Origin of the sequence: Alloiococcus sp. CFN-8 (assembly GCF_049943125.1) — a bacterium.
Classification (GTDB): Bacteria; Bacillota; Clostridia; order Clostridiales; family Clostridiaceae; genus JAEXZL01.
In genome coordinates, this window is the sequence record NZ_CP188040.1 from 1,143,434 (window position 1) to 1,155,933 (window position 12,500).

12 protein-coding genes are annotated in these 12,500 nt (G+C 39.6%); 4 read left to right on the top strand and 8 right to left on the bottom strand.

Annotated elements, in window-relative coordinates; genetic code table 11:
* The first annotated feature begins 128 nt into the window (after positions 1–128).
* From ACPWSR_RS04985 to ACPWSR_RS05000, 4 genes are read left to right on the top strand one after another with little or no spacing between them, the layout of a single operon-like run.
* On the top strand, positions 129–1,187 hold the full coding sequence (locus tag ACPWSR_RS04985) for an iron-siderophore ABC transporter substrate-binding protein (protein ID WP_426350603.1): 1,059 nt from the start codon (positions 129–131) through the stop codon (positions 1,185–1,187).
* Positions 1,184–2,182, top strand: a complete 999-nt coding sequence (locus ACPWSR_RS04990) for a FecCD family ABC transporter permease (RefSeq protein WP_426350604.1) — start codon at positions 1,184–1,186, stop codon at positions 2,180–2,182. Before ACPWSR_RS04985 ends, ACPWSR_RS04990 begins: the two co-directional genes overlap by 4 nt.
* Entirely contained in the window at positions 2,179–3,207 is a 1,029-nt protein-coding gene (locus tag ACPWSR_RS04995; protein WP_426350605.1) for a FecCD family ABC transporter permease, read from the top strand. Before ACPWSR_RS04990 ends, ACPWSR_RS04995 begins: the two co-directional genes overlap by 4 nt.
* The gene (locus tag ACPWSR_RS05000; protein ID WP_426350606.1) at positions 3,207–4,019 is read left to right on the top strand and encodes an ABC transporter ATP-binding protein; all 813 of its coding nucleotides are present in this window, start codon (positions 3,207–3,209) and stop codon (positions 4,017–4,019) included. Before ACPWSR_RS04995 ends, ACPWSR_RS05000 begins: the two co-directional genes overlap by 1 nt.
* Positions 4,020–4,235: 216 nt before the next feature.
* Here the strand turns inward: ACPWSR_RS05000 and def are convergent, their stop codons facing one another.
* From def to ACPWSR_RS05040, 8 genes are all read right to left on the bottom strand, one after another.
* Positions 4,236–4,688, bottom strand: a complete 453-nt coding sequence (gene def / locus ACPWSR_RS05005; RefSeq protein WP_426351352.1) for a peptide deformylase — start codon at positions 4,686–4,688, stop codon at positions 4,236–4,238.
* On the bottom strand, positions 4,669–4,923 hold the full coding sequence (locus tag ACPWSR_RS05010) for a helix-turn-helix transcriptional regulator (RefSeq protein ID WP_426350607.1): 255 nt from the start codon (positions 4,921–4,923) through the stop codon (positions 4,669–4,671). Before ACPWSR_RS05010 ends, def begins: the two co-directional genes overlap by 20 nt.
* A gap of 259 nt (positions 4,924–5,182) precedes the next feature.
* Positions 5,183–6,058 (bottom strand): ribokinase, encoded by an 876-nt coding sequence (locus ACPWSR_RS05015; RefSeq protein ID WP_426350608.1) that lies wholly within the window; start codon positions 6,056–6,058, stop codon positions 5,183–5,185.
* A 19-nt stretch (positions 6,059–6,077) separates the two neighbouring features.
* Positions 6,078–7,064 (bottom strand): ADP-ribosylglycohydrolase family protein, encoded by a 987-nt coding sequence (locus ACPWSR_RS05020; RefSeq protein ID WP_426350609.1) that lies wholly within the window; start codon positions 7,062–7,064, stop codon positions 6,078–6,080.
* Positions 7,065–7,113: 49 nt separating this feature from the next.
* Entirely contained in the window at positions 7,114–7,872 is a 759-nt protein-coding gene (locus ACPWSR_RS05025) for an alpha/beta hydrolase (RefSeq protein ID WP_426350610.1), read from the bottom strand.
* Positions 7,873–7,894: 22 nt separating this feature from the next.
* Positions 7,895–9,994, bottom strand: coding sequence for an ADP-ribosylglycohydrolase family protein (locus ACPWSR_RS05030; RefSeq protein WP_426350611.1), 2,100 nt, complete (start codon positions 9,992–9,994; stop codon positions 7,895–7,897).
* A gap of 67 nt (positions 9,995–10,061) precedes the next feature.
* A complete protein-coding gene (locus tag ACPWSR_RS05035) occupies positions 10,062–11,528 on the bottom strand; it encodes an extracellular solute-binding protein (protein ID WP_426350612.1) in 1,467 nt (488 codons plus the stop codon).
* Positions 11,529–11,551: 23 nt separating this feature from the next.
* A complete protein-coding gene (locus tag ACPWSR_RS05040) occupies positions 11,552–12,499 on the bottom strand; it encodes a carbohydrate ABC transporter permease (protein WP_426350613.1) in 948 nt (315 codons plus the stop codon).
* Position 12,500 lies beyond the last annotated feature (1 nt).

The following is a 12,500-nucleotide window of genomic DNA, read 5'->3' on the forward strand; positions in this document are numbered from 1 at the left end:
AACAAATACATGCATATTTAGATAAAAACATCTTGACTTTCTCTAGAAAAAATTGTAAGATTCATTTGGCAGTTAGTTAAAGCTAACTAATATATAATAAAATAATAATAAAAAGGTAGGGAGATATAATGAAGAATAAATTAATTAAATCCATTATCCCAGCAGTAATGGTAGTGACACTGATATTGACGGGATGTGGGAAATCCTCTTCAGCTCCAAATAATAATTCAGGTGGTAATTCTACAGAAGGAAATGGCAGCAGTAATTCTGAAGTTAGCTATCCTATTACTATAAAGCATGCTTTTGGAGAAACAGTTATAGAAGAAAAGCCTGAACGCATTGCTACTATCTCTTGGGGAAATCATGACGTACCTCTAGCCTTAGGTGTAGTTCCCGTTGGCATATCAGAAGCAAACTATGGTGTTACCGATGGTAGCGGACTTTTACCTTGGACTATAAATAAATATAAAGAATTAGGCGAAGAAAATCCTGTGCTATTTAATGATGTAGCTGGATTAGATTTTGAAGCCATAAATGATGTACAGCCAGACATAATACTAGCAGCATATTCAGGAATTACACAAGAAGAGTATGCTTTATTAAGTGAAATCGCTCCGGTAATTGCATATCCAAGCCTCCCATGGCAGACCCTGTGGAGAGAGCAGATAACAATTAATGCTGAAGCTATAGGAATGAAAGCAGAAGGTGAAGCCATGGTTAAAGAACTGGAAGAGCTAATAGACACTAAAGCTAAGGATTATCCTCAAATTGCAGGAAAAAAGACTGCCTTCTTATACTTTAATCCAGCAGATCTAGGGAAGTTCTATGTATACCTTCCATCGGATCCAAGAGCTGCATATCTTACGGATTTAGGAATGCCTTTCCCTGAGAGTGTTACAGCACTAGCTAAGGAGAGCGACAGCTTTTCTATCGAACTAAGCTCAGAAAATGTTGATGTATTAAATGACGTAGATATTATCATAACTTACGGAACTGATACACTCCTTGCTGCGCTGCAGGCTGATTCCTTAGTTGGAACAATACCTGCAGTAAAGAGAGGCTCTGTTGCAGTAATTGAAGATGGTACCCCCTTAGCTGCCTCTGGAACACCTAGCGCCCTTTCAATTCCCGCAACTATTGATGAATATCTCACCATTATAGGAGAGGCAGCGGATAAAGTAAAATGAAGCATTCAAAAATAACCACATTAGTTATCGGCAGCTTAATTCTTCTCCTTTTGTGTGGTTTAGCCTCCTTAGCCTTTGGGGCAAGAATTGTAGGCTTTGATGATGTGATAAATGCTATAATTCATTCTGAAAGATCCACCTTAAATGAAATTGTAGTGAGTGAAAGAATACCCAGAACTGTCTTCGGCCTCTTGGCTGGGGCAGCTCTTGGTGTATCTGGAGCACTTATGCAGGCAATCACCCGAAATCCCATAGCGGATCCCAGCATTCTAGGAGTTAACACGGGAGCCTCCTTGTTCGTGGTTATTGGCATAGCCTTCTTTAATCTAGGCACAGCCAGCGGATATATTATTTTTGCCCTTGCAGGAGCTACCATCACCTCAATATTTGTCTATGGTATTGGCTCTATGGGCTATGGAGGTGCCACTCCTATTAAGCTTGCCTTAGCCGGTACTGCTACCAGTGCTGCTCTAACCTCATTAGTTAATGCTATTATATTGCCTCGCACAGAGGTAATGAATGCCTTCCGCTTCTGGCAGGTAGGGAGTATCGGTGGAGCTACCTGGAAGGGTATTGCAGCTGTACTTCCCTTTATTATTATAGGACTTGGTATCGCTATAATAATAAGCCCAGCACTGGATACTCTTGCTTTAGGAGATGACGCTGCCGTAGGCTTAGGTGTTCGAACAGGAGTTGTGAGGCTTGTGGGGGCAATAGCTGGAATATTGTTATGCGGAGCTACCACAGCTCTTGCGGGGCCCATAGCTTTTATAGGTCTTATGGTTCCTCATGTTATGAGGCTCTTCTGTGGACCAAACCTGAGGCTCATCATACCCATGTCAGCTCTAGGTGGTGCAATTCTATTAACCATATCTGATGTTCTTGGTAGGCTCATAGGAAGTCCTAGTGAGCTTGAGGCAGGAATTATCACAGCCTTTTTAGGAGCACCAATACTGATAATCATTGCAAAGAAAGCGAAGGTAAAAGCATTATGATAGAAAATAATATTGTCCAAAAAGGAGCTTCTAAGAGAAGATTTCGCTATTTTACAGTGACTATTTTATTGGCTATACTGGCTCTATTACTTTGTGCCATGGTTCTTTTACTTGGAAATACTATATATTCTCCCAGTGTAGTGCTTAGAGTACTTCTTGGCGAGTCGGTACAGGGAGCTACCTTTGCCATCTCTACCTTAAGACTTCCAAGAATGCTTTCAGCTCTACTTGCTGGAATGGCCTTTGGTATGGCAGGCAGCACCTTTCAGACTATGCTGAGAAACCCCTTAGCAAGTCCAGATATCATAGGAATAACCTCCGGCTCCAGTGTAGCAGCAGTTTTCTGCATACTTGTGCTGAGTCTAAGTGGAACCGTTGTTTCGGCAGCTGCAGTTGTATCTGGTCTTTTAGTAGCAGTCACCATCTACTTTCTTTCCAAGGGTGGAAGCTTCTCTGGAGGAAGATTAATTCTAATAGGAATTGGAGTCCAAGCCATGTTAAATGCTGTAATTTCCTTCCTTCTTCTAAGAGCCTCAGAGTACGATGTTCCTGGGGCTCTAAGATGGCTCAGTGGAACTCTTAACGGAATAAGAATGAGTCAGCTAGGCGGGCTATTTATAGCAGTAGTGGTCTTTGGGCTAATAATCATATTACTTGGAAGACATTTAAGGATTCTAGAGCTAGGAGAACAGTCAGCCATATCCTTGGGTGTTAGAACTGATGTCACTAGAATTCTTTTAATAATAAGCGCAGTATTTCTCATTGCCTTTGCAACGGCAGTTACCGGGCCCATAGCCTTTGTGGCGTTTCTGGCAGGTCCAATAGCTACGAAGCTTGTGGGTATAGGTGCACCCACTGAATTCCCTGCAGGTCTTACAGGAGCAATCTTGGTGCTAGCCTCAGACTTAATCGGTCAGTTTGCCTTTGATACCAGTTTCCCCGTAGGGATTATTACAGGAATATTAGGTTCTCCCTATCTACTCTATCTATTGATCCGCATGAACAAACGAGGAGGAGCAGCATAATGAATGAACATTTATTGAAAGCCAACAGCGTAACCTCTGGCTATGATAAAAGAATAATTGTAAATGGTATTGATATCACCATTCCTAAAAGCAAAATCAGCGTAATAATAGGAGCCAATGCCTGTGGTAAATCCACCCTGCTCAAAACTCTCTCCAGACTTATACAGCCAATGTCTGGTGAGGTTCTTCTCGACGGAAAGAAATTAACAGAAATGCCTCCTAAGGAGCTGGCAAAGGTTTTAGGTCTTCTGCCTCAATCTCCCATAGTTCCCGAAGGCATTACCGTAGCAGACCTAGTAGGACGTGGCCGTTTCCCTTATCAATCCTTCTTTAAAGGCCTCACTAAAAAGGACTACGAGGCCGTAGAAGAAGCCTTAGAAATTATGGGAATCACCGAGCTAGCAAACCGCAGCGTAGACGAGCTCTCCGGAGGTCAGCGTCAAAGAGTATGGATAGCCATGGCTCTAGCTCAGCAGACGGACATCCTCCTCCTGGACGAGCCCACCACCTTCCTAGACATAGCCTATCAGGTGGAAATCCTCGACCTCCTCACAGACCTGAATAGAAGGCTAGGCACCACCATAGTAATGGTCTTACACGATATAAATCTATCAGCACGATATGCTGACTATATATTTGCAGTACAGAAGGGAAACCTCATCGCACAGGGGGCTCCTTCAGAGATCATCACGGAAGAATTGATTAAGAAGGTTTTTGACCTTGATTGCACTGTGATTAGTGATCCTGTTTCTGGGACTCCGTTTATAGTTCCTAGGGGGAGACATCACGTGGAAAAGAGAACTAAGAGGTAATAGGTAAGAAGTAAGAGTTGAATAGCAAAGATAAAAGAGAACTAAGAGGTAATAACTAAGAAGTAAGAGATAAGAGCAAAGAGCAAAAGATAAAAGAGAGTTAAGAGCTAATGGAGCTAAGGGATCTAAGGCAAAAGTTGAAAAAAAAGAGGAAAAGGGGTGTTACACTTGAATTTTTAATTCATTGTGGAGCAACCCTTTGATTTTAATATTAGGCTATTTTATCCATTTAATGACCTTATCTGTAAATAGAATTCCATCTAAATGATCTAGTTCGTGGCAGAAGCACTTGGCCATCTCACCTTGTCCTGTTAATACAACTTCTTCTCCATGTTCGTTTAGGGCTTTAATAGTTACTTTTTCTGGACGGATTGTTTTTCCATATCTATCTGGAATACTTAAGCAGCCTTCTATACATTCCTGTTCCCCACTTGTATCAATAATTTGTGGACTTACTAATTTAAACACACCAGTCCCCATATCTATTACTACTAATCTCTTTAATATTCCAATCTGTGGTGCTGCAATTGCTGCTCCATTTTCTGTATTATGAAGAGTGTCTAACATATCATCTAATATCATTCTTATATGATTGTCTACCTCTTTTACTGTTCTAGATCTTTTTCTTAGTATATCATCATCATTATATCTAAGCTGTCTTAAGGCCATTTTTTTCACCTCTGCTCCTATCTGCCCTAGATTTTCTCTCACTTTCCTCAAAAATGAAAATTTCTTCAATGGAACAGTTAAATATTTTTGCAATATCATAAGCTATCCATATTGATGGCTCATTTTTTTCTGTTTCAAGTGCATTTATAGCTTGTCGTGATATTCCTATCTTTTTTCCCAACTCTTCTTGCGTAATCCCCATTTTTTCTCTTAATTCGCGGATCCTATTTTTCATTTATTTTCCTCCAGGATGTAATGCTTACCTTACATTTTATCTGTATTTTATTTCCATGTCAAGTTAACATTACATGATTCTTATACCTACTAAGATTTTAATAGATTAATTTCTTTATTAGCTATAAAATAATATGATATAGTTTAAATCACAAATATCTACAGAATTCATATAACTCATAGAGCTGTTATTTTAAAAATACATAATTGCATAAAAATAACACTGCCCAAAAAGAATCCTATCTGAGCAGTGTTATTTTTTATATTAAGATTTCAGAAAGTACTGGAATAGATGGTGCGGCTCCTGGTCTAGTAACAGATAGGGCTGCAGCTGCTGTGGCAAGCTCTAAGGCTTCCTTAACAGTTTTGCCCATTAGTATGGCTGAAAGATAGTAGCCAGTGAAGGTATCCCCGGCAGCAGTTGTGTCTACGGGAGTTACCTTTTGTGCTGGTACAGCTATTCTCTCTTCCTGATGTGCATATATTACTCCTTTTGAACCTAAGGTAAGGACAAATTCACTATTGGGATATTTGCTTGTTAACTCATTTAATATAGACTCTGGTTCTTCTCTATCCGTGAGAGCACTGCCTTCAACTTCGTTTAGTATAAAGGTGCTTACCTTATATAAAAGATAGCTTTTTAGCTTATCATTTATTGGAGAAGGGTTCAGTATAATTTTCAGTCCAAGGTCATAGGCCTTATTGATTATATAATCCATGTGGTTTATCTCATTCTGTAAAAGTACATAGTCACCTTTATTGAAGCTTGCGAGAATTGTGTCTATACCTTCCGTGGTAAAAAGCTGATTAGCCCCTCCAAAGAGAAGTATACAATTTTCACCATGGTTATTCACCTGGATTATTGCATGACCTGTAGAGCCTTCTACTGTGGAAATAAAGTCCGTATTAACCCCTTCCTGCTGCAGTAGCTCCTTTAGAAATGCTCCATCACTGCCTATAAGACCTCCATGGTAGACCTCTGCGCCGGCTCTTCTCAGTGCTATGGACTGATTTAGGCCCTTACCACCGCTGAATATTTTCATTGCTTCAGAAAGCTTTGTTTCCCCTCCAGCAACAAAATCATCCACCTGATAAACATAATCAATATTTAATGAACCAATATTTATTATCTTCATGCTTCACCCCAAAATTAAATTATTTAATAAGCTCTGCCAGACTCCTGCTTAATTCCTTAACATCAAGACCCTTGGTGAAGCTTAGACAGGTACCTGAAGGGTATCTAGTTTTTTCAAGCCATCTTTCTGGAATATTGGAAGCACCATATTTTGCACCTAAGATAGCTCCTACAATAGCCCCTATAGTATCTGCGTCTCTTCCAAAGTTTCCTGCTGCTATAACACCAGTTTTAAAATCCTTATTAACTAATTTTAGCACACCAAAGGCGCTGGCGATAGCTTCAGGCACTACTGCCTTATAGCTAGTCCAGAGTTCATCATGGATAAGCATCCATGATTTGAAGAAGTCACCCTCTTGTTCATCAATAATCTCAAAGGTCTTATTCATGGTGTAATAAAGCCAGGAGTCCTTTGGAATAACGCTCAATGCTGCCTCTATGATTTCATCTATTGTCCCATCTACCATGGCTGTTGCCACTGCTGCCGCTACTGCTTGAGCTCCCCATATTCCTTCTCTATAATGGCTGAGAGAGGCATCTATCTCTGCAAGCTCACAGGCTTTTTTTACATCTCCAGCACAGATGATTCCTATAGGTGATATCCTCATAGCACTTCCATCACTATTATAATAAGAATTGTACATGCCAGAGTATGGAGGTAGAATTCCTCTCTTTAAATTTCTAGCTCCCTCAATCTCACTAGCGCCTCCCCTTGGGAAGTCATCCTGCACTGCCACATGCTCAAGCCATGCATCTACAAAATCCTGTGCTGTTGGATTTCCCTGCGCCTTTATTAAGGTTGTGGCAGTTAATAGACCAAACTCTGTATCATCAGTACTCCAGGAAGCTCCCTCGTTAAAGTCTGTGGTTATACCATACAAAAGCTGATTTTCTGGCTTTCTGGAGGCATCTCCGAAAGAATCTCCTATAGCCAAGCCTGCCAGTGCACCTAAGGCTTTGTCATAGGCAAGCTCCTTATTATCAATCAATTCTTTTCTGCTAATCATAATACTTCCCCCTCATTGGTGATTTTTTTATTCTTTACATTTACTTTTCCTAGGAAATTTTACAGAAGAATCTCAGCATTTCTTTATCACAGTAGCTGAGAGAATGATCCCCTGGGTTAACTAAAAAGCTATGAGGCACTTTTTTCTCCTCTAAAAATTCAACATAAGCCTTATTAAACCTTATGAGTCCATCCTGTTCTCCACAGCTAATATTAATATAGGGAATTGTAGACTTATTTTTTATAAGCTTATCTAATAAATAATAAATATCATTTGCTTTATACATTTTCTCATTACAGCTCCCAAAGGCTAAATTAAGATCCTGTCTCTGTCCTCCCTTTATAAGCCTCTCATTGTCAGCCATGGACCTCAAACTTCCAGAAATACTGCATACCTCCTTAAAGCGCTCAGGATAAGTTAAAGCAAGCTTTAAGGCACCAAAGCCTCCCATGGAAAAGCCAAGAACATAGTTTTTATCCCTATCAGTGCTTAGCTTCATGGTATTATTCAAAAACAAAGGTATTTCTGAAGAAAGTAGTTCGAAGTATTTAGGACCATAGGCCATATCTGTATAATAGCTATTGCTCATGGAGGAGCTGACTAAAATCAGCTCATGCTCCTTAGCATATGGGTAACAGCCTGTATACTCTCCAAAATCCTCTCCATCACCATTCTTCCCATGAAGGAGATAAACCACTTTTGCTTCCTGTACCCTTCCTTCTCTAATAAGCTTTTCAGGTATGTAAACTATGAGATATGCAGGCCCTTCGACAGACTTAGCTTCAAATTTAATATTAAACTTGGCCATTTCTCTTCTCCTTCTTATACACTTATAATTCCTTAACCTTTAAATCTCCAAAAAGGCTTCTTCCTAGGGCATACTTGCTATAGCCTACCATTCCATAGCTTAAGGTGTTATCTACTGTCATTAATACCTCTTCTCCATTAATAGCTAAAGATAGCTCTGAGCCTTCAAGCGTAAAGGTAAGCTTATACTCCTTACCAAATTCCCAAGGATATGGAGTAGAAGCTAAGGTTTTTAAACCCTTGTTATTTATGAGAATCTCTGCTCTTCCCTCTGCATTAAAGCCTGCATAATATCCTCTGATTGCTCCCTGAACTCTTGCCGCCATAAGGTGGCTTACACCACGTTCTGGTATAACACTACCCTCCAGCACTAAATCTCTAGTGAAATAATTCCCCGTTACAGCTTCGCAATGATCTACAGTTATTGCCTGCATTCTACCGTCTTCTATGGACCATGCTCCATGGTTATGAGAGAAGGGTGTTATGGAACCAAATTCCTTTCCCTGCTTAGCTATTTTTATCTCATAGGAAGCCTTACCCTTTATAATAAACTCATCAATATATAAAATACCTAAGTCCTTGTACTTGCCAGGAGAATTTCCTTCAAATACTATTCCAATTTCATCAATCATAGCCCCATCACAATGAGGAATAGTAAATTTAATTTCCTGCCACCCTTCATCCTTAATAACCATACCACCCAGTAAAACTTCTTCCTTCGTGGCGGTGTTTCTCACATAAGGTGATAGGTATACACTTTCTCCATTCCATCTATCTGCATAAACATAGAAGGATACTTCCTGTCCTGAGTATGCTTTAGGAGAAAATACCGGCATATATCTTTCATCACTAAAATCAGCCCTTCTATAAAAAGGCTTATAGAAAATCTTACACTTTTTACCCCTTTCCATCCTGTCAAAAAGTACAGCCAAGGATCCCTTACCCTTATAAGCCTTATCCTCAGAGTGTTTTATGGAGCAATAAAAAGGATTAGAAACCCTAAAATTATGGGTGGAGCCTGGCAGCTCAAAATCAAAGTAAATCTCATCCTCCTTAAAGGCTTCCTTTAACCATTCTGGTGCCTCTTCACCCTTAAGCTTGTACCCTAATAAAGCTAATTCCTTAGCATAGCTTGGCACATCTAATATATTTAGATAACCAGAAATACCAGATAGAACTATTGAGTCATTAATAGGACTTAAGTATTCCTTCTTAATTCCATCAAGCCCACAGGCAACTCCCATGATAGTTCCCACGTTTCCAGCATTGCAGTCTGTGTCCCAGCCACACATAGTAGCAATTTCAACAGTTCTATTAAAATCACCCTCACCATATATAAGAGCTAACACACATACCCCAGCGTTAGGAATTATGTGACATACTCCCCGGTATTTATCATAGCCCCAGTTATCCTCAAGATATTTTCTGCAGGCTCTGAAATCCTTTGGATTTTCCTTATAAAAATCAACTACAGCCTTGGTAACAGCAGCATAAGTAGAGGATTCTGGAATCACAGAAAGTCCTGCTTCAATAAGCCTCATAGGATTTCTTTCATTAAAGGCCTTTGAAATACAGGCTGCAATAAATCTAGCTCCGTAAATCCCTTCTCCGTCATGGGATACACTGGCTGCTATAGCTGCGTAGTCCGCAGCCTTATTAATATCATCTGGAAGCACGAGTCCCCAGGTATCTATAAAAATCTGTCCACCAATCTGCTCAGCAATGATTTTGCCATTTTGCTCTATAGATCCTGATTTAGGAGCTTCTATTCCATTTTTTAAATTTAAGTAGGCAGTGTGTTCTGTACTATTTCCATAGCCTCCCCACCAGAACATACCAACTTCCTCACGGGCATAGTTAAGCCAAGCATTTGCTACATGTCCAGGCTTAAGGCCCTGGCTTTGATCCTCATCGTAGAGAGCCCTTAAAAAGTAAAAGGGACCATTGGCATCATCATCGGCTGCAAAGTTAATAAAATCCTTAACATAGCCAGTGATGTCTCCGTAGGTTCTTTCAATTCTTTCATATGTCCATATTGTTGGCTCCACCGGTGCTCCTAAACGAATACCAACATTCATTCCTAAAAAGCCACTATAGACCTTCTCCAAATAATTATCTACCATAGTTTAAGGCTCCTCTCTTATATTAAGAGCGGCAAGATGTATTGCCGCTCTTTTGTTTTTGTATCCTCTATTTTAATTCCTCTGCTAGGTATTCACTAAAGGTATCTCCTCCAGCTTCATTCCATTTTTCTACAAACTCATCAAAGGCACTTACTGGCTTAACTCCTCTGATAATATCTGAGGCATATTCCTTGTAAAGAGATATCATAGCATCCCATTGTGGAGATAGCTCTGAAGGAATAAGAACATTAATATCTTCGTAATAATATTCTCCTGCCTTCTTTAAGGAATCATTAGCAGCTTCCCCCATTAAGGGCTCTGCCAGGGCTGGTGTTGGTTCAAACTTATAGGTAGTTTCCCAAAATCTTGCATACCACTCTGGGAACTTGTCTGTATAAACTACCTTATCCCCTTCCACATTATAATGAACTCCCTCTAATCCCAGCTTATCTATTTTCTGACCTTCAGGGCTTGCCATAAATTCAAGAACTTCAAAAGCAGCATCCTTAACCTCTGACTGAGCATTAATAGCAAAGCCTCTAGTTTCCTTTGTTACATCAATTGAGGTATAAGCCTGAGAAACTCCCTTCGCTGGCGGAAGCACTACAAGCTCTGCTGCCTCTCCTTGAGTCTGTACCATTTTATTATTGTAGATATCGATTACTTTACCTGCAGTACCAGCTATGAAGGCAGCTTTTCCTTCATAGAAAGCTTGCTCCATTGTATCCCAGGCATTAGTTACATAAGCTGGATCTATTAACCCTTCTTTATAAAGCTTTGCATAAAACTCAAGCTTATCCTTCTCAAACTCTGTTGCCTTGGAAAATACCCATTTCCCATCAACCTCCATTACCGTGGAGGTAACGCCAAAGGCATGATTAAATACGCTATCTAATCTGGTTAAATCACCATCAGAGGTTGTAGCAAAATCTGCTAATTTCTTATCTACTATTTCTTTAAAGAATTTATAATAATTATCAGTTGTCGGATCTTCTATAAGTGCAGAATAGCTCTCAGTCTTCTCTGCTATATCCTTTCTGACTACTGGAGTGCTTACTCTTGCAGGTGCAAGCCATAAGAGATATGGGTAATTCTTCATTCTTTCCACATTATGCTTCTCCATTAGTACTTTAACATGGGTAGACTTCTCAATATATGGTGTTAGGTCTTCAAGCATACCATCACTAGCTATAGCATTATCCCCTCCTTGAAAATATATAATATCTGGGGATATCTGTCCGGTTCTGAATGCTAGAGGAACAGCTTCACCATAGGTTCCTGTAGGGGCCTCAATAAACTCCAGGTCTATATAGCTTCCATTAGCCTCTAGACCCTTTTCTATAGCTTCTACCATTTCAGGGATATTTTCGTCTGTAGGATTAACATCCTTCAATACAATTGATACCTTCACAGGACTTTCCTTAGTACCACTTCCTGAGGAACCGGGATTTTTTCCTTCTCCATCCTTGCCACAGCCGGATAGGACCCCTAGGCTCACTACACTTACTAAGAGTAGTGCTAATATTTTTTTCATCTTCAATCCTCCCTTTGATCTATTTATTCTTTAACTCCTCCAACCATAATGTCCCCAGTATAAAATTTAAGGACTAATGGATAGAGTAATAAAATCGGTATTATAGCTACAATGATGGTAGCGTACTTAAGGGCATTGTAATCTAATCTCGCCAGCTCATTGTAGTTGAATAGGTTCTGTGCTCCAATTAAGGTAGCATTGTCCTCTAGAACTATAAACTGCCTAAGAATAACCTGAAGAGTTGTCTTCTTAGCACTGGTAATATAAATACCAGCCTTAAAATATTCATTCCATCTGACTACTGCATAAAACATAGTGATGGTTGCTATACCTGCCTTTGACAGGGGGTACACTATCCTAAAAAGCATTTTTAAGTGACCACAGCCATCTATTTCTGCTGCTTCAAACATTTCTCTTGGCACCTCATTGAAGAATCTCATCATTATAATGAGATAATAAACATTTACAGCATTTACAAGTATTACAGACCACTGGCTTCCCATAAGTCCAATATCCTTAATTACTAAATACTCAGGCACAAGCCCTGGGTCAAAGAGCATCATAAATATCAGGAAAACCATTATGGCTTTTTTAAATACAAGCTTTGGTCTTGTGAGGACATAAGCAGCAGTGGTGGTTAAAAGAACATTTATTAAGGTTCCTACTACAGTTATAAATATAGAATTAAGCAGCGCTGGCACCAAAACTGGATGGCTTAAAATAACCTTATAGTTTATTAAATTAAGCTTCTTAGGTATTATAGCTAAGCCTGACATAGATGCGGATTCCGAGGGGTCTGAAAGGGATACCGCTAGAATATTTAATAGGGGTATTATCATTGTGAGGGTTAACAGGAAAAAGATAATCACAAGTAAAAGCTGATAGATACTAAAATTTTTAATCATTCCTCTTACAGTATCCTTAAAGCTCTTTTTGTATATAACCTCTTTCTTTTCTCTAATATTAAGCATG

Excerpts from the sequence above, each read along its gene's own strand:
- def (WP_426351352.1), bottom strand. The coding sequence starts at position 4,688 with ATGGCCTTAAGACAGCTTAGATATAATGATGATGATATACTAAGAAAA.
- ACPWSR_RS05000 (WP_426350606.1), top strand. The coding sequence starts at position 3,207 with ATGAATGAACATTTATTGAAAGCCAACAGCGTAACCTCTGGCTATGAT.
- ACPWSR_RS05025 (WP_426350610.1), bottom strand. The coding sequence starts at position 7,872 with ATGGCCAAGTTTAATATTAAATTTGAAGCTAAGTCTGTCGAAGGGCCT.
- ACPWSR_RS04985 (WP_426350603.1), top strand. The coding sequence starts at position 129 with ATGAAGAATAAATTAATTAAATCCATTATCCCAGCAGTAATGGTAGTG.
- ACPWSR_RS05040 (WP_426350613.1), bottom strand. The coding sequence starts at position 12,499 with ATGCTTAATATTAGAGAAAAGAAAGAGGTTATATACAAAAAGAGCTTT.
- ACPWSR_RS04990 (WP_426350604.1), top strand. The coding sequence starts at position 1,184 with ATGAAGCATTCAAAAATAACCACATTAGTTATCGGCAGCTTAATTCTT.
- ACPWSR_RS05015 (WP_426350608.1), bottom strand. The coding sequence starts at position 6,058 with ATGAAGATAATAAATATTGGTTCATTAAATATTGATTATGTTTATCAG.
- ACPWSR_RS05030 (WP_426350611.1), bottom strand. The coding sequence starts at position 9,994 with ATGGTAGATAATTATTTGGAGAAGGTCTATAGTGGCTTTTTAGGAATG.
- ACPWSR_RS05010 (WP_426350607.1), bottom strand. The coding sequence starts at position 4,923 with ATGAAAAATAGGATCCGCGAATTAAGAGAAAAAATGGGGATTACGCAA.
- ACPWSR_RS04995 (WP_426350605.1), top strand. The coding sequence starts at position 2,179 with ATGATAGAAAATAATATTGTCCAAAAAGGAGCTTCTAAGAGAAGATTT.
- ACPWSR_RS05020 (WP_426350609.1), bottom strand. The coding sequence starts at position 7,064 with ATGATTAGCAGAAAAGAATTGATTGATAATAAGGAGCTTGCCTATGAC.
- ACPWSR_RS05035 (WP_426350612.1), bottom strand. The coding sequence starts at position 11,528 with ATGAAAAAAATATTAGCACTACTCTTAGTAAGTGTAGTGAGCCTAGGG.